Here is a 15,247-nt window from a genome sequence, read left to right as displayed (position 1 = left end):
GCCTCCTTGCCATGCATCACGAAACCCTGCGCCCGGTCCATACCAGGCACACCACTGAAACACGAAAAATCAGAAAGAACCTGGCACGGCAGGTCGGGAAGTCGCAGAGGTTAGCGATTCAGATCTTGTTACACAATGGCGGAAAACGGGTATTTACGAGGGCAATCGGCAAATGAGAGGTCGTGCACACTCAACCCGCTGGAAGCCAGGCAAAACAAGGCAAAATGCCACTATTTCAAGCTGTCATATGAGCTGAAAATCCCCCACCCCACTGGGTGTAGAATGGCTCCCGATAAAAAGGCCGCAGACACACCTGAAGCCCTCATGATTGGCACCCCCTCGCATTTGCCCCGAAACCCGCTGTCTGCTAGTGTCGCGCCCGTTCAACGCCTACCGAGATCGCCGCCATGGCCCGCAAAAAAGTTTCCCTGGATTTCGAACAATCCCTCGCCGATCTGCAGACACTGGTCGAGCGCCTGGAGAACGGCGAGCTGTCGTTGGAAGATTCGTTGACCGCCTTCGAGCAAGGCATCCGCCTGACCCGCGACTGCCAGGGCGCGCTGGCCCAGGCCGAACAGAAGGTGCGGATCCTGCTGGAGCGCGATGGCGAACTGGCCGAAGAACCTTTCGACGCGGAACAGCCGGAATGATCAAGACCTATCAGGCCGCCTGTCAGGAGCGCGTCAACACCGCGCTGGATACTCTGTTCGTGCCACCCAGCGCCGGTCTCGCGCGCCTCTACGAAGCCATGCGCTACAGCGTGATGAACGGCGGCAAGCGCGTGCGCCCGCTACTGGTCTACGCGGCCTGCGAAGCCCTGGGTGGCAAGCCGGAACAGGCCAATGGCGCCGCCTGTGCGGTCGAGCTGATCCATGCCTACTCGCTGGTTCACGACGACCTGCCGGCCATGGACGACGACGATCTGCGCCGCGGCCAGCCAACCACGCACAAGGCGTTCGATGAGGCCTGCGCGATCCTGGCGGGCGACGGCCTGCAGAGCCTCGCCTTCAGCGCCCTGCTCGACCCACGCCTGAGCGACCTGAACGCCGAAACCCGCCTGTCCATGGTCAGCACCCTGGCCCACGCCGCGGGCCCGGCCGGCATGGTCGGCGGCCAGGCCATCGACCTCGGCTCGGTAGGTATCAAGCTCGACCAGAAAGCCCTGGAAACCATGCACCGGCACAAGACTGGCGCGCTGATCGAGGCCAGCGTCACCCTCGGTGCACTGGCCAGCGTCAACGTGCAGAAGGACGAACTCAAGTCGCTGCAGACCTACGCCCAGGCCATCGGCCTGGCCTTCCAGGTGCAGGACGACATCCTCGACGTCGAAAGCGATACCGCGACCCTCGGCAAGCGCCAGGGAGCCGACATCGCCCGCGACAAGCCGACCTACCCGGCCCTGCTCGGCCTGGAAGCGGCCAAGGCCTACGCCCTGGAGCTGCGCGACCAGGCGCTGCACGCGCTGCGACCGTTTGACGCGGGCGCCGAACCACTGCGCGAGCTGGCCCGCTACATCGTCGAACGCCGCAGCTGACCAGGCGGTCACGCCGGCCTTTCGCCTGATCGAAAGGCCAGCATCCGCCCCACTGATACGACATCGCGTGGGCAGCGTGCGCTCCATAAGGTAAACTGCCGCGTCTTCATACCTATAACGATTCGCCTGATGCCCACGACGTTCCATGAGATTCCCCGCAAGCGCCCGGCCACGCCCCTGCTGGACCGCGCCGACACGCCGGCCGGCCTGCGTCGGTTAGGTGAAGCCGAGCTGGAAACCCTGGCCGATGAACTGCGCCAGGAGCTGCTCTATTCGGTCGGCCAGACCGGCGGGCACTTCGGTGCCGGTCTTGGCGTCATCGAGCTGACCATCGCGCTGCACTACGTCTTCGACACTCCGGACGACCGGCTGGTGTGGGACGTGGGTCACCAGGCCTATCCGCACAAGATCCTCACCGGTCGCCGCGAGCGCATGCTCAGCCTGCGCCAGAAGGACGGCCTGGCCGCCTTCCCGCGCCGTTCGGAGAGCGAGTACGACACCTTCGGCGTCGGCCACTCCAGCACCTCCATCAGCGCCGCCCTGGGCATGGCCATCGCCGCCCGGCTGCAGAACAGCGAGCGCAAGGCGATCGCGGTGATTGGCGACGGCGCCCTGACCGCGGGCATGGCGTTCGAGGCGTTGAACCACGCGCCGGAAGTCGACGCCAACATGCTGGTGATCCTCAACGACAACGACATGTCGATCTCGCGCAATGTCGGCGGGCTGTCGAACTACCTGGCCAAGATTCTCTCCAGCCGCACCTACGCGAGCATGCGCGAAGGCAGCAAGAAAGTGCTGTCGCGCCTGCCCGGCGCCTGGGAAATCGCCCGCCGCACCGAAGAATACGCCAAGGGCATGCTGGTGCCCGGCACCCTGTTCGAAGAGCTGGGCTGGAACTACATCGGCCCGATCGACGGCCACGACCTGCCGACGCTGATCGCCACCCTGCGCAACATGCGCGACCTCAAGGGCCCGCAGTTCCTGCACGTGGTGACCAAGAAGGGCAAGGGCTTCGCCCCGGCGGAAGTCGACCCGATCGGCTACCACGCGATCACCAAGCTCGAACCGCTGGACGCTCCCGCCGCCGCGCCGAAGAAGCCCAGCGGGCCTAAGTACTCCGCGGTGTTCGGCGAATGGCTGTGCGACATGGCCGCCGCCGACCCACGCCTGGTGGGCATCACCCCGGCGATGAAGGAAGGCTCCGACCTGGTGGCCTTCAGCGAACGCTTCCCACTGCGCTACTTCGACGTGGCGATCGCCGAGCAGCACGCGGTGACCTTTGCCGCCGGCATGGCCTGCGAAGGCGCCAAGCCGGTGGTGGCGATCTATTCGACCTTCCTGCAGCGCGGCTATGACCAACTGGTGCATGACGTGGCGGTGCAGAACCTTGACGTGCTGTTCGCCATCGACCGCGCCGGCCTGGTCGGCGAAGACGGCCCGACCCACGCCGGCAGCTTCGACCTGTCGTACCTGCGCTGCATCCCCGGCATGCTGGTGATGACTCCCAGCGACGAGAACGAACTGCGCAAGATGCTCAGCACCGGCCACCTGTACAACGGCCCGGCGGCGGTGCGCTACCCACGCGGCAGCGGCCCGAACGCGACCATCGAGAAGAACCTCGAACCGATCGAGATCGGCAAGGGCGTGGTGCGCCGCCAGGGTGGCAAGGTCGCCCTGCTGGTGTTCGGCGTGCAATTGGCCGAAGCGCTGGTGGTGGCCGAAAAGCTGGACGCGACCGTGGTGGACATGCGTTTCGTCAAGCCGCTGGACGAGGCCCTGGTCCGCGAGATCGCCGGCAGCCACGAACTGCTGGTGACCATCGAGGAAAACGCCGTCATGGGTGGCGCCGGTGCGGCGGTCAGCGAGTTCCTGGCGCAGGAAAACCTGCTCAAGCCGATCCTGCACCTGGGCCTGCCGGATGCCTACGTCGAGCATGCGAAGCCGGCGCAGATGCTGGCAGAGTGCGGTTTGGACGTGGCGGGGATCGAGACTTCGGTCACCGAGCGGATGAAGCTGCTCGGCCTCTGATGTGACAGCCCGGGCACCCTGGTTGCCTGGGCTGGAGCTTTCCCGGATAAATGCTGCTCACACAATGATCGCGCCAGACACAAGGCCGCATACACGGTGAACTCAGGCGCCGCGGTCATCTGCCCACCAGGCCGCTCCCACCCTTTGCCCGGCACCTGCAACAACCGCCATTCGTGCAATGCAGCCATCCGCGGCCAGGCTTTCCCGGCATCGAGCCTGGCGTGGCTGCCAGCCCGCGCCACATCAGCCGAGTTGGCGCGGAATGCGGTAGAGGTAGAACAGCACGACGGTGGACAGGACCAGCAGGAACAGCGGCACCGCCTCCAGGCCGACGAACACCGCCAGGGTGCCGATCCAGGTCGGCAGCGCCGCGATCACCAGCGCCTTGCGCCGGACATTCGCCAGCGCGATCCAGGCCGCCGGTTCCTGTGGCGTATCCAGGGCTTTTTCAGTGGCAATCAGCGCGTGCTTGTAACCACCAAAGAACCGCAGGGTGAGGAACATCGAGGCGATGCCGGCAATGAACAATGGCATCGCCAGCACCGGCAGCACCGGTTCGGTCTGGCCGAAGGCCCAACTGGCAACGAACAGCGGCAGGACCGTCAGCAGTAACTGCTTGTACCAGCCAACCGCCAATCGACGCTTCACCTGGCCACGGGTCACGCCGGGTCGGCCTCGTTCTGGTGCTCGTTGCCCATCATATGGCCGAGCTTGCCGGCCTTGGTGGCCAGGTAGAGCCGGTTGTGCGGGTTGTGCCCGGTGTGCAGCGGCACTCGCTCGGCCACAGTAATGCCCATGTCGGTCAACGCCTTGACCTTGCGCGGGTTGTTGGTCATCAGCCGCAACGACTGGATGCCCAGGTGTTCGAGCATCGGCCGGCAGATCGCGTAGTCACGCAGGTCGGCGGCAAAACCCAGGCGCTCGTTGGCCTCGACCGTGTCGGCGCCACCATCTTGCAGCTCATAGGCGCGGATCTTGTTCATCAGGCCGATACCACGACCTTCCTGACGCAGGTACAGCAGGACGCCACGGCCTTCCCGAGCGATAGCCTGCAACGCGGCTTCCAGCTGCGAACCGCAGTCGCAACGCTGGCTGAACAAGGCATCGCCGGTCAGGCATTCAGAGTGCACACGGCCAAGCACCGGTGCGCCATCGGCCACATCCCCGAGCGTCAGCACGACATGTTCACGACCGGTGGCTTCCTCAAGAAAGCCGTTCATGGTGAAAGTCGCAAAGGGGGTAGGCAGTTTGGAGGCAGCGACAAAAACGACAGGCACCCTGTGCTCCTGATCAGTATGAAAGCTGGAAATTCGCGATTGCCACATTGTAACAGGACGTTCCTACAGACGCTTAGGCCGATTTATCCATGATAACTATCAATAAGTTTGATCGGTCACAGCCGGAAATTTTCCGCTTTCGAACGGGTAAGGCTGCTTCCAGTGCTCGAATATCTTGCGCAGGCGACCGGCCTTGACCAGCTCGCCCATGCGCTGGTCATACAGCTCGCGCAATGCCCGCCCGCGCTCGTTGTTGGCGAAGCCGAGGTACAGCGGCAACTCCGCCAGATGGGTACGGCTGAACAGGCTGGGATCTTGCGCCTGCGCCAGGACAGCGTCGACCTCGCTCAGCGCGTCGATGTAGAAGTCGGCACGGCCATGCTGCAGCATCGGCAGAATCCCGTCACGCCGCTGGATCTCGTTGAAGTCGCGCACGTTGGGCAAGTACTTCTGGTACTTGTAGCCACGCACCCAGGCCAGACGATAACTGCCGAGTCGTTCCAGGCTCGGCGCTGGCTTGCTGGCCAACCCCACGGCATAGATATGGTCGGTGTCGTAGTTCCAGCGCGGGTACAGAACTCCACTGATTTCCTTGCTGTAGGAGCCCACCCAGGCATCCGCCTCGCCACGCTCGACGAGACCGGCCGAACGGACGTAGGGCTCGCTGCGAATCTCGACCTTGACCCCACGCGGCTCGAACACCTCGCGCAGCACATCCCAGGCCAGGCCGCTGCCATCGGCGTTGGTGTAGTCGGCCCACTCCTCGCTGACCAGCCGAATCTGCACCGGCAAGCCGGCAACTTCCTCGCCCCGGGCCAACGGGCTGAGCAACAGCAGCAGGAACAGCCCCCACGAACGCAAGCCGGACATCGCCAATTCCTCAGGTGAAGAGATGCACCAGTCCCTGCATGGCCAGCCAGGCGAATACCCCGGCCAGAACGTCATCGAGCATGATCCCGACGCCGCCGTGCACATGCCGGTCGATCCAGCGAATCGGCCAGGGCTTGAGGATGTCGAAGAAGCGGAACATCAGGAACCCCGCCAGCAGCCAGTACCAGCCCTGCGGCACCAGCCACAGGGTGATCCACATGCCGACCATCTCGTCCCAGACGATGCCTTCGTGGTCATGCACCCGCAAGTCGTCGGCGACCTTGCCGCACAGCCAGAAGCCGAACAGCATGGTGATGCCGAGCATCAGCCAGTAGCCCCAGTCCGGCAGCATCTGCCACAACGGGATAAAGGGTAGCGCAACCAGCGATCCCCAGGTGCCCGGGGCCTTGGGCAGGGTTCCGGAGCCGAAGCCGAACGCCAGGAAATGCCAGGGGTTGCGCCACACCGACGGCGGCACGAACTCGGCGGGAACCTGTTTGGGATGATCTGTCACGGCGTCTCCGGAAAATGTTGATAACCGCGGATTCGCGGGGTGATGTCCTGGCCATCGACCGCCAACAGGGCAACGCCCTGCCCGGCGACCACTCGCCCGACCACCCGGATCGAGTCATGGGCGAGCAGCAGCCCGGGCAACTCGACGGATGGCAGTGTGAATGCCAGGACATAGTCGTCACCGCCACTGAGCGCCGCCTCACAGGCAGCAACCGGGCCTAGAAAGCCCAGCAAGGCGGGCGACAACGGCAGCTTTTCACGTTCGACCAGCAAACGCACGCCGGATGCCGCCGCGATATGTCCGCAATCGGCCAAAAGGCCGTCGGAAATATCCAGCGCAGCAGTGGCCTTGCCGCGCAGGGCCTGCCCCAGGGCGAACTGCGGACGGGGCGACCAGTAGTGAGCCAGCAGCGGGTCAGCCAGGGCCGACTCGGCCGTACGCTGCCCCAGCACCAGCGACAAGGCGCCGGCGGCATTGCCCAGGTCGCCCCCCACGCACAACAGGTCACCGACTTGCGCACCGCCGCGGGTCAGCGCCTGGCCGGCAGGCACCCGGCCGAACACCGTCAGCGTCAGGCTCAACGGGCCCCGGGTAGTATCGCCGCCGACCAGGCGCAAGGCGCACTGGCGGGCCATGCGGTCCAGCCCGCCGGCGAACGCCTGCAACCAATCGACATCGTTGTGCGGCAGGGTCAGGGCCAGGGTAAAGGCCACCGGCGCCGCGCCCATGGCGGCCAGGTCACTGGCCGCCACGGCCAGGGCACGTTGCCCGAGCAGGAAAGGATCGCAGGGATCGGCGAAATGCACCCCGGCCACCAGGGTGTCGGTGGAGATCGCCAACTGTTCCCCGGCGGGAACATCGAGCAGGGCACAGTCGTCGCCGATACCCAACGCAACACCTTCGCCGGCCTGCGCACAGGGCGCGGCGGCAAAGAAATTGCGGATCAGCTCGAACTCACCCATGGGAGAAACAAGCGCCGATCAGCGCTTGAATGCCTTCACTTCGGCTTCGCGCAGAACCGGTGCCAGCTTGTCGAGCACACCGTTGACGAACTTGTGACCGTCGGTGGAACCGTAGACCTTCGCCAGTTCGATGCCTTCGTTGATCACCACGCGGTACGGCACATCGACGCGCTTGAGCAGCTCCCAGGTGGACAGGCGCAGCACCGACAGCTCGACCGGATCGAGTTCTTCGATCTCGATGTCCAGGCACGGCTTGAGCGCGTTGTCGATCTCGTTCTTGAACTGCGGCACCCCGTGGAGGATTTCCCGGAAGTACGCACCGTCGACATCGCTGAAATCGTTGTCGACACGGAATTGCGCTTCGATTTCGTTCAGCGATTGCCTGGCCATGTGCCACTGATAGAGCGCCTGGGTCGCGAGCTGCCGGGCTTCGCGACGCTTGGCACTCTTGGACGGCTTGCCAGCGCCCTCGGGGCGTGGCTCGCGCGGGTTGAAACGATCGCTGTCGTCGTTAATCACTTGGCCTCCAACTGCGCCAGCAGGCTGACCATTTCCAGGGCGGACAGGGCGGCTTCGGCACCTTTGTTGCCGGCCTTGGTGCCGGAACGCTCGATGGCCTGCTCGATGGAATCGACGGTCAGCACGCCAAAGGCGACCGGTACGCCGAACTCCATGGACACCTGGGCCAGGCCCTTGGTGCACTCGCCCGCCACGTATTCGAAGTGCGGAGTACCGCCACGAATGACCGCGCCCAGGGCGATGATCGCCGCGTATTCGCTGCGCTGGGCGACTTTCTGCACCACCAGCGGAATCTCGAACGCACCGGGCGCGCGGATGATGGTGATGTCGCTTTCGCTCACGCCGTGGCGAACCAGGGCGTCAACGGCGCCGCTGACCAGGCTTTCGACGACGAAGCTGTTGAAACGGCCGACCACCAGGGCATAGCGGCCTTTGGGGGCGATGAAGGTACCTTCGATGGTCTTCAGGGTCATTCGACAATTCTCTTAAAGAGCCGGGACGCGTCTGATACGCGCCCCTCAGGGATATTTGTACCGCGAATCAAGGTCGGAACCAGCCGGCCTTTTATTCGGAGGGCACGTATTCTACTACTTCCAGGTCGAAACCGGATATCGCGTTGAACTTCATCGGCGCACTCATCAGGCGCATCTTGCGTACGCCCAGGTCGCGCAGGATCTGCGAACCGGCCCCGACAATGCTGTAGGTGGTCGGCTTTTTCACCGGTGTATGCTCGACCGTCTCGCGGATATGCGCCAGCAGCACGTCGCCATCCAACGGATGGCCGAGCAGCAGCACCACGCCGCTGCCGGCCTCGGCCACCGCCGCCATCGCGGCGCGCAGGCTCCAGCGACCGGGCTGCTTGACCATCAGCAGGTCGCGCAGCGGGTCCATGTTGTGCACCCGCACCAGGGTCGGCTCCTCGGCGCAGACCTTGCCCAGGGTCAGGGCCATGTGCACGTCGCCTTCCACCGAATCACGATAGGTCACCAGGGTGAACTGGCCCAGTTCGCTGTCCAGCGGCTGCTCGGCAATCCGCTGAACGGTACTCTCGTGGATCATCCGGTAGTGGATCAGGTCGGCGATGGTGCCGATCTTGATGTTGTGCTCGGCGGCGAAGGCTTCCAGCTCGGCACGACGGGACATGGTGCCGTCGTCGTTCATCACTTCGCAGATCACTCCGCTCGGCTCGAAACCGGCCATGCGCGCCAGGTCGCAGGCGGCCTCGGTGTGGCCGGCACGGGCCAGGGTGCCGCCAGGCTGGGCCATCAGCGGGAAGATGTGGCCGGGGCTGACGATGTCTTCGGCCTTGGCGTCCTTGGCCGCGGCCGCCTGCACGGTGCGTGCGCGGTCGGCGGCGGAGATGCCGGTGGTCACGCCTTCGGTGGCCTCGATCGACACGGTGAACTTGGTACCGAAACCGGAACCGTTGCGCGGTGCCATCAGCGGCAGCTTGAGCAGTTCGCAGCGCTCGCGGCTCATCGGCATGCAGATCAGGCCGCGGGCGTGCTTGGCCATGAAGTTGATGTGTTCGGCCTTGCAGCACTCGGCGGCCATGATCAGGTCGCCTTCGTTCTCGCGGTCTTCGTCATCCATGAGGATGACCATCTTGCCCTGGCGAATGTCTTCGACCAGTTCTTCAATCGTGTTGAGCGCCACGCGGCACCCCCTTGCGTCAGGATTTGAGGTAGCCGTTGGCGGCCAGGAAACTTTCGGTGATGCCACCGCTGGTGGGCTCCGCCGCCTTCTCGCCCAACAGCAGGCGTTCCAGGTAACGGGCCAGCAGGTCGACCTCGAGGTTGACCCGACGACCGGGGCGGTAGTCGGCCATGATGGTCTCGACCAGGGTATGCGGGACGATGGTCAGTTCGAACTCGGCGCCGTGCACCGCGTTGACCGTCAGGCTGGTGCCGTCGACGGTGATCGAGCCCTTGTGGGCGATGTACTTGGCCAGTTCCCTGGGGGCACGCACGCGGAACTGGATGGCCCGGGCGTTTTCCTCGCGGGCGACGATCTCGCCGACACCGTCGACGTGGCCGCTGACCAGGTGACCGCCCAGACGGGTGGTCGGCGTCAGGGCCTTTTCCAGGTTGACCCGGCTGCCGGTCTTTAGGTCGTTGAAGGCCGTGCAGTCCAGCGTCTCACGGCTGACGTCGGCCCAGAACCCGTCCCCCGGAAGCTCGACGGCGGTCAGGCAGACACCGTTGACCGCGATGCTGTCGCCGAGTTTGACGTCGCCCAGGTCGAGCTTGCCGGTTTCTACATAGACGCGTACGTCGCCGCCTTTCGGGCTCAGCGCACGGATGCTGCCGATGGATTCGATGATGCCGGTAAACATGAAGTACTCCTCGAAAACGAGCCAGCGCCTGGCGCTGGCCGCGAATTATACGCCGGGTGCCGGGTCAGGTATTGCGGTGACTCGCCAGTCATCGCCGACCGCGCGCATTTCGGTGATTCTCAGCCGGGGCGCCTCGCTCATGCGCTCCAGCGGCCAGTCCAGCAGGGGCCGGGCCGTGGAGCCGAGGAACCTGCCAGCGACGAAGATCTGGTACTCGTCCACCAGGGCCTGGCGGGCGAAGGCACCCGCCAGGCGTGGACCGGCCTCGACCAGCAGGTCATTGACGCCACGGGCGGCCAACTGTTTGAGCAACTGCGCCAGGTCGACCTGGCCATCGTGGCCGGGCAGGCTCAGGACTTCGTGGCCGGCGGCCTGGTAATCGGCGCTGAACGTCGTGGAACAGGTCACCACCAGGGCCGGACCGGCCTGGAAGAATGCCGCCTCCAACGGTACCCGCAGGCGCCCGTCGATCAGCACCCGCAGGGGTGGCCGGCTTTCGGCCAGGGCCGTCAGCTCAGGGCCCAGGCCCAGCTCGGCAGGGCGCACGGTCAGCCGGGCGCTGTCGGCCAGCACCGTATCGGCGCCGGTGAGCACCACGCTGGACTCGGCGCGCAGACGCTGCACGGCGGAACGCGCGGCCGGGCCGGTGATCCACTGGCTCTCGCCGCTGGCCATCGCGGTGCGGCCGTCCAGGCTCATGGCCAGCTTGACCCGCACGAACGGCAGGCCGTGTTCCATGCGCTTGAGGAAGCCGCGGTTGATCGCCCGCGCCTCGCCTTCGAGCACGCCACTGTGCACGGCGATTCCGGCATCGGCCAGGCGCTTGAGGCCGTTGCCGGCAACCTGTGGATTGGGGTCTTGCATGGCCGCGACCACCCGACCCACGCCCGCCTTGACCAGCGCCTCGGCGCAAGGCGGCGTGCGTCCGAAGTGGCTGCACGGTTCCAGGGTCACGTAGGCCGTCGCGCCACGGGCCCGCTCGCCCGCCTCGCGCAAGGCATGGACTTCGGCATGGGGCTCGCCGGCGCGCACGTGCCAACCTTCGCCAACCACCGCGCCGTCACGCACGATGACGCAACCGACCCGTGGGTTCGGATGGGTCGAGTAGCGGCCCTTGCGCGCCAGCTCCAGGGCTCGGGCCATGTAGTGGGCGTCGAGAACCGCCTGTTCGGCTGCGAGGCTCATTCCTTGGCGGGCTCCCGGGCGAGACGGTCGATTTCCTCGCGGAACTCGTCGAGGTCCTGGAAGCGGCGATAGACCGAGGCGAAGCGGATGTAGGCGACCTCGTCGAGTTTCTGCAGCTCGGTCATCACCATTTCGCCGACGACCAGCGACTTGACCTCACGCTCGCCGGTGGCGCGCAGCTTGTGCTTGATGTGCGCCAGCGCGGCTTCCAGGCGCTCGACACTCACCGGGCGCTTTTCCAGGGCCCGCTGCATGCCGGCCCGCAGTTTTTCTTCGTCGAAGGGCTGGCGGCTGCCATCCTGCTTGATCAGGCGTGGCAATACCAGTTCGGCGGTTTCGAAGGTGGTGAAACGCTCACCGCAGGCCACGCATTCGCGCCGGCGGCGCACCTGTTCGCCCTCGGCGACCAGACGCGAGTCGATGACTTTGGTGTCGTTGGCACCGCAGAAGGGACAGTGCATGGTGGCAGGCAACAAAAAAATGGAGGGCCATGGTAGCGCATCTCCGTGGCAAGACAAGCCATGGGGTTTGCGGTATACAGTCGGCGGGCTAACGTTATCCCACCACAACCGTCGATTTTCGCCTCAGTTGGAGCTGTAGATGTCAGTACGACCGCTTGTTTTGCTCAGCCTCACCGGCCTGCTGCTCGCCTGCAGCAGCGCACCCAAGCCCGTGCCGACGCCAGCGCCCCAGCCCCAGGTGAAAAAGCCGGTGAATGAATATGAAGCACTGGGCCCGCTGCCGGCTTACCAGCGCGAACTGAGCGGCACCCTGCTCGGCGTGCCGGCCAATGCCGAGGTCGAGCTGGCGCTGCTGGTGATCGACGAACGCGGCCGGCCCCAACAACTGCTCGCCAGCGGGCGGATCAACGGCTCCGGCCAGGCGTTGCCGTTCCGCCTGCGCTTCAACCCGGACGTATTTCCGGTGGGCGCACGGGTCGAACTGCGCGGGCGCGCCAGCCAGTCCGGGCAATTGATCCTGCACCTGCCTTCGGTGACGGTGACTCAGCCGACCACCCAGGCCATGGGCCAGTTGCAATTCATCAGCGCGCCATGAATGTTCCGCTCGACCTGCAGCGGGCTCTCGCCGCGCTGCTCGGCGATGCCCGGCTGACGGCCAGCGCGCTGCCTGGCACCAACCTCAGGCTGTGGTTGATCGACGCCGAGAACATGGACCGCGAGTTCACCCCGGAAGAAACCCGGCGCATCCTGCATGAACCGCCTTACTGGAGTTTCTGCTGGGCCAGTGGCCTGGCCATGGCCCGCTACCTGGCCGAGCGCCCCGAGTGGGTGGCCGGCAAACGCGTACTGGACTTCGGCGCCGGCTCCGGTATCGCGGCGATTGCCGCGGCCAGGGCCGGGGCGCTGGAGGTGGTGGCCTGCGACCTCGATCCGCTGGCGCTGGCCGCCTGCCGGGCGAATGCCGAGCTCAATGCCGTTTCGTTGAACTACAGCGAGGATTTTTTCGCCGAGAGCGACCGCTTCGACCTGATCCTGGTGGCCGATGTGCTGTACGACCGGGAAAACCTGCCGCTGCTGGACCACTTCCTCAGCCGTGGCCGCGAGGCGCTGGTGGCCGACTCGCGGGTCCGGGATTTCCGTCACCCGTTGTACCGGCGCCTGGAGATCCTGCAGGCGCTGACTTTGCCGGACCTGATGGAGCCGGAGGAGTTTCGCCAGGTCAGCCTCTACCACGCCAGCCGGCCCTGAGCGCACCCGGCCCTTGTGGGAGCGAGCTTGCCCGCGAGATAGAGGGGTGAGGCTGCGAATGCCTCGCGGGCAAGCCCGCTCCCACAAGGGCCCGCGCCACCCACCAATGTATGCCCCGCTTTCGGCCAACCCGCGCAAGCCTTATAGTTGCGTGATCCCCCGTTCTTCGAGACTCCCGATGACCCAGGACACGCCCTACATCTTCGACGCCACCGCCCTGAACTTCGACCAGACGGTGATCCAGAACTCTTTCCACAAGCCGGTGCTGGTGGACTTCTGGGCGGAATGGTGTGCGCCCTGCAAGGCGCTGATGCCGATGCTGCAGCAGATCGCCGAGAGCTATCAGGGCGAATTGCTGCTGGCCAAGGTCGATTGCGATGCCGAGCAGGACATCGTCGCCCGCTTCGGTATCCGCAGCCTGCCGACCGTGGTGCTGTTCAAGGACGGCCAGCCGGTCGACGGCTTTGCCGGTGCCCAACCGGAGTCGGCCGTGCGCGCCATGCTCGAACCCCATGTACAGATGCCGCCGCCGGCCGCTGCCGACCCACTCGAACAGGCCCAGGCGCTGTTCGGCGAAGGTCGGGTCGCCGAGGCCGAAGCGACTCTCGTGGCGCTGCTGGGCGAGGACAACGGCAACGCCAAGGCGCTGATCCTGTATGCCCGCTGCCTGGCCGAGCGCGGTGAGTTGGGTGAAGCCCAGACCGTGCTCGATGCGGTCAAGGGTGATGAGCACAAGGCCGCACTGGCCGGCGCCAGGGCGCAACTGACCTTTCTGCGCCAGGCCGCCGCCCTGCCGGATGCCGCCGAGCTGAAGGCCCGCTTGGCGCAGAATGCCCAGGACGACGAGGCGATCCATCAGTTGGCGATCCAGCAACTGGCCCGCCAGCAGTACGAGGCGGCGCTGGATGCCCTGCTCAAGCTGTTCATCCGCAACCGCGGCTACGGCGAAGGCCTGCCGCACAAGACCCTGCTGCAGGTATTCGACCTGCTGGGCAACGACCATCCGCTGGTGACCACCTACCGGCGCAAGCTGTTCGCGGCGCTCTACTGAGACTTTGTGGTGGGGCTTGAGAGCCCGTTCGCGGGCAAACCCTGCTCCTACAGCGCGGCGGCGTTCATGCTTCTTGAACTCGACTCGATCCTGTAGGGGCAGGGTTTGCCCGCGAAGAAGCCCTCAAGCCATGCGCCGCCCTACTCGATCTCGAACAGCCCGTTACCCACCGAACCGGCACTCAGGCGCTCGCGCACATCGTCATCGATGCGCGGATCGTCCGGGCGATACAGCTTGACCTGGCGGTAGGCATTGATGCGGTTGATCTCTTCCCCGAGGAACTCCCAAACCACGCGGGTACACGCCGGGTTACGCCGGTCGCCGCTGGAAACCCCGGTTTTCAGACCATTGAGACGGGTAATGCGACTCTTGAAGCTGGGAATCAGGATGGTCTGACTCATCTCGTTGAGCGTCAGCGACTCGTAGTCGATCAGGAACAGCCGGTCCTGTAGCTGGAAGGCCGCCCCGAGATAACGGCAACGCACCTCGGCATGCCCATCGTTGACGGTGCTGCGTTCCTGCCGTTCCTGGCGCTCGAACAGAAAACTGCCACGCTCCTCACGCAGGTGCACCAGTGATACCAGGATCGAGCCCGGTACCGACATGCAGTTGGAATACTCGAAGTAGTAGCCGCAATAACGTGACAGGTTGCCCGCTTCCTGATGCAGCGGCCTGAACAGCTCGCTGATCGGATCGTTCTGCTGCTCGGTGCGCAGGGCCGGATTGCGCGCACCGATCAGACGGGCGAACTGTTCCGGTGGCAGACCCAGCTCGTAATCCTCCACGCCGAAGAAATCGCCGATGCGCTTGAGGTTGTAGTTCGTCGGATGGCTCTGCCCGCTCAAGTACTTGTTGAACTGTGCACGATTGATCGACAGTTGCCGGCAAACCTCTGAAATAGAGCGGTAGTGGCTGCAAGCCAGCTTGAGATTGAGGGCGAAGTTGTCACTCATGACGATGAACCTGGATGGTGCGAGTGATGCAAGTTTAGCATCAACTCGCACCAAAGCAGAGCAACCCGCGAAATTGTCACCACTCCTGTCATGACCAACCATGCGCCCCAACGGATAGCAGTGCGCCTGCCGCCTGTTGCTCTTTTCATGCAAAGAATAAGAATCGAGGTCATTCTCCAATGCTAGAAGCACTCAATGATTTCCTCTCGGGGAAACTGCTCATCGTGCTGATCGTCGGACTCGGCAGCTACTTCACGATCCGCTCGCGGTTCGTCCAGTTCCGCCATTTCGGTCACATGTTCGGGGTGTT

The 15,247-nt window shown here is 64.9% G+C and carries 19 protein-coding genes; 7 read left to right on the top strand and 12 right to left on the bottom strand.

The genetic code is table 11. The features are described from left to right. Positions 1-407: 407 nt before the first annotated feature. From K675_RS0104505 to dxs, 3 genes are all read left to right on the top strand, one after another. Positions 408-650 carry an exodeoxyribonuclease VII small subunit gene (locus tag K675_RS0104505; protein ID WP_017902317.1) on the top strand — a complete coding sequence of 81 codons (243 nt, stop codon included), beginning with the start codon at positions 408-410 and terminating at the stop codon, positions 648-650. Continuing rightward, on the top strand, positions 647-1,534 hold the full coding sequence (ispA, locus tag K675_RS0104500; RefSeq protein ID WP_017902316.1) for a (2E,6E)-farnesyl diphosphate synthase: 888 nt from the start codon (positions 647-649) through the stop codon (positions 1,532-1,534). The genes K675_RS0104505 and ispA overlap by 4 nt, the downstream gene beginning before the upstream one ends. Positions 1,535-1,663: 129 nt before the next feature. Next, the gene (dxs, locus tag K675_RS0104495; protein WP_017902315.1) at positions 1,664-3,562 is read left to right on the top strand and encodes a 1-deoxy-D-xylulose-5-phosphate synthase; all 1,899 of its coding nucleotides are present in this window, start codon (positions 1,664-1,666) and stop codon (positions 3,560-3,562) included. A 243-nt stretch (positions 3,563-3,805) separates the two neighbouring features. Here the strand turns inward: dxs and K675_RS0104490 are convergent, their stop codons facing one another. From K675_RS0104490 to nrdR, 11 genes are all read right to left on the bottom strand, one after another. Next, entirely contained in the window at positions 3,806-4,225 is a 420-nt protein-coding gene (locus K675_RS0104490) for a hypothetical protein (RefSeq protein WP_017902314.1), read from the bottom strand. Further along, positions 4,222-4,839 (bottom strand): GTP cyclohydrolase II, encoded by a 618-nt coding sequence (gene ribA, locus K675_RS0104485; RefSeq protein ID WP_017902313.1) that lies wholly within the window; start codon positions 4,837-4,839, stop codon positions 4,222-4,224. Before ribA ends, K675_RS0104490 begins: the two co-directional genes overlap by 4 nt. A gap of 99 nt (positions 4,840-4,938) precedes the next feature. Then, positions 4,939-5,709: a substrate-binding periplasmic protein gene (locus K675_RS0104480; RefSeq protein ID WP_017902312.1), complete on the bottom strand. Its 771-nt coding sequence runs from the start codon at positions 5,707-5,709 to the stop codon at positions 4,939-4,941. A gap of 10 nt (positions 5,710-5,719) precedes the next feature. Beyond that, on the bottom strand, positions 5,720-6,223 hold the full coding sequence (locus K675_RS0104475; protein ID WP_017902311.1) for a phosphatidylglycerophosphatase A family protein: 504 nt from the start codon (positions 6,221-6,223) through the stop codon (positions 5,720-5,722). Then, the gene (gene thiL / locus K675_RS0104470) at positions 6,220-7,185 is read right to left on the bottom strand and encodes a thiamine-phosphate kinase (RefSeq protein WP_017902310.1); all 966 of its coding nucleotides are present in this window, start codon (positions 7,183-7,185) and stop codon (positions 6,220-6,222) included. The genes K675_RS0104475 and thiL overlap by 4 nt, the downstream gene beginning before the upstream one ends. 18 nt (positions 7,186-7,203) lie before the next feature. Next, complete coding sequence (nusB, locus tag K675_RS0104465; protein WP_017902309.1) at positions 7,204-7,704, bottom strand: transcription antitermination factor NusB; 501 nt, start codon at positions 7,702-7,704, stop codon at positions 7,204-7,206. Then, on the bottom strand, positions 7,701-8,177 hold the full coding sequence (gene ribH / locus K675_RS0104460) for a 6,7-dimethyl-8-ribityllumazine synthase (RefSeq protein ID WP_017902308.1): 477 nt from the start codon (positions 8,175-8,177) through the stop codon (positions 7,701-7,703). The genes nusB and ribH overlap by 4 nt, the downstream gene beginning before the upstream one ends. A gap of 91 nt (positions 8,178-8,268) precedes the next feature. Next, the gene (gene ribBA / locus K675_RS0104455) at positions 8,269-9,360 is read right to left on the bottom strand and encodes a bifunctional 3,4-dihydroxy-2-butanone-4-phosphate synthase/GTP cyclohydrolase II (protein ID WP_017902307.1); all 1,092 of its coding nucleotides are present in this window, start codon (positions 9,358-9,360) and stop codon (positions 8,269-8,271) included. Positions 9,361-9,376: 16 nt separating this feature from the next. Beyond that, positions 9,377-10,039, bottom strand: a complete 663-nt coding sequence (locus K675_RS0104450) for a riboflavin synthase (protein ID WP_017902306.1) — start codon at positions 10,037-10,039, stop codon at positions 9,377-9,379. Positions 10,040-10,084: 45 nt separating this feature from the next. Beyond that, positions 10,085-11,224, bottom strand: a complete 1,140-nt coding sequence (ribD, locus tag K675_RS0104445) for a bifunctional diaminohydroxyphosphoribosylaminopyrimidine deaminase/5-amino-6-(5-phosphoribosylamino)uracil reductase RibD (RefSeq protein WP_017902305.1) — start codon at positions 11,222-11,224, stop codon at positions 10,085-10,087. Continuing rightward, positions 11,221-11,685, bottom strand: a complete 465-nt coding sequence (nrdR, locus tag K675_RS0104440; RefSeq protein ID WP_026144921.1) for a transcriptional regulator NrdR — start codon at positions 11,683-11,685, stop codon at positions 11,221-11,223. Before nrdR ends, ribD begins: the two co-directional genes overlap by 4 nt. Positions 11,686-11,824: 139 nt before the next feature. Between nrdR and K675_RS0104435 the strand changes: the two genes are divergently transcribed. From K675_RS0104435 to trxA, 3 genes are all read left to right on the top strand, one after another. Next, positions 11,825-12,280, top strand: coding sequence for a YbaY family lipoprotein (locus K675_RS0104435; RefSeq protein WP_026144920.1), 456 nt, complete (start codon positions 11,825-11,827; stop codon positions 12,278-12,280). Beyond that, positions 12,277-12,933: a class I SAM-dependent methyltransferase gene (locus K675_RS0104430; RefSeq protein ID WP_017902302.1), complete on the top strand. Its 657-nt coding sequence runs from the start codon at positions 12,277-12,279 to the stop codon at positions 12,931-12,933. The genes K675_RS0104435 and K675_RS0104430 overlap by 4 nt, the downstream gene beginning before the upstream one ends. Positions 12,934-13,111: 178 nt before the next feature. Continuing rightward, complete coding sequence (gene trxA, locus K675_RS0104425; RefSeq protein ID WP_017902301.1) at positions 13,112-13,984, top strand: thioredoxin; 873 nt, start codon at positions 13,112-13,114, stop codon at positions 13,982-13,984. A gap of 140 nt (positions 13,985-14,124) precedes the next feature. Here trxA and K675_RS0104420 read toward each other — a convergent pair whose 3' ends face one another. Then, positions 14,125-14,937 carry a Cro/Cl family transcriptional regulator gene (locus tag K675_RS0104420; protein ID WP_017902300.1) on the bottom strand — a complete coding sequence of 271 codons (813 nt, stop codon included), beginning with the start codon at positions 14,935-14,937 and terminating at the stop codon, positions 14,125-14,127. Between the two features lie 179 nt (positions 14,938-15,116). Here K675_RS0104420 and K675_RS33315 point away from each other — a divergent pair. Continuing rightward, positions 15,117-15,247: sodium:alanine symporter family protein (locus K675_RS33315; protein ID WP_198291612.1), on the top strand; the 131-nt coding region annotated here is incomplete at its 3' end.

The organism is Pseudomonas fuscovaginae SE-1 (genome assembly GCF_000364705.1).
Classification (GTDB): Bacteria; Pseudomonadota; Gammaproteobacteria; order Pseudomonadales; family Pseudomonadaceae; genus Aquipseudomonas; species Aquipseudomonas fuscovaginae_A.
This window is presented reverse-complemented; position numbering and strand designations above follow the sequence as displayed.

What these genes read in the sequence shown, in the direction of transcription:
- K675_RS0104505 (WP_017902317.1), top strand. Translation starts at nt 408, where the DNA reads ATGGCCCGCAAAAAAGTTTCCCTGGATTTCGAACAATCCCTCGCCGAT.
- ispA (WP_017902316.1), top strand. Translation starts at nt 647, where the DNA reads ATGATCAAGACCTATCAGGCCGCCTGTCAGGAGCGCGTCAACACCGCG.
- dxs (WP_017902315.1), top strand. Translation starts at nt 1,664, where the DNA reads ATGCCCACGACGTTCCATGAGATTCCCCGCAAGCGCCCGGCCACGCCC.
- K675_RS0104480 (WP_017902312.1), bottom strand. Translation starts at nt 5,709, where the DNA reads ATGTCCGGCTTGCGTTCGTGGGGGCTGTTCCTGCTGCTGTTGCTCAGC.
- thiL (WP_017902310.1), bottom strand. Translation starts at nt 7,185, where the DNA reads ATGGGTGAGTTCGAGCTGATCCGCAATTTCTTTGCCGCCGCGCCCTGT.
- ribH (WP_017902308.1), bottom strand. Translation starts at nt 8,177, where the DNA reads ATGACCCTGAAGACCATCGAAGGTACCTTCATCGCCCCCAAAGGCCGC.
- K675_RS0104450 (WP_017902306.1), bottom strand. Translation starts at nt 10,039, where the DNA reads ATGTTTACCGGCATCATCGAATCCATCGGCAGCATCCGTGCGCTGAGC.
- ribD (WP_017902305.1), bottom strand. Translation starts at nt 11,224, where the DNA reads ATGAGCCTCGCAGCCGAACAGGCGGTTCTCGACGCCCACTACATGGCC.
- nrdR (WP_026144921.1), bottom strand. Translation starts at nt 11,685, where the DNA reads ATGCACTGTCCCTTCTGCGGTGCCAACGACACCAAAGTCATCGACTCG.
- K675_RS0104435 (WP_026144920.1), top strand. Translation starts at nt 11,825, where the DNA reads ATGTCAGTACGACCGCTTGTTTTGCTCAGCCTCACCGGCCTGCTGCTC.
- K675_RS0104430 (WP_017902302.1), top strand. Translation starts at nt 12,277, where the DNA reads ATGAATGTTCCGCTCGACCTGCAGCGGGCTCTCGCCGCGCTGCTCGGC.
- trxA (WP_017902301.1), top strand. Translation starts at nt 13,112, where the DNA reads ATGACCCAGGACACGCCCTACATCTTCGACGCCACCGCCCTGAACTTC.
- K675_RS0104420 (WP_017902300.1), bottom strand. Translation starts at nt 14,937, where the DNA reads ATGAGTGACAACTTCGCCCTCAATCTCAAGCTGGCTTGCAGCCACTAC.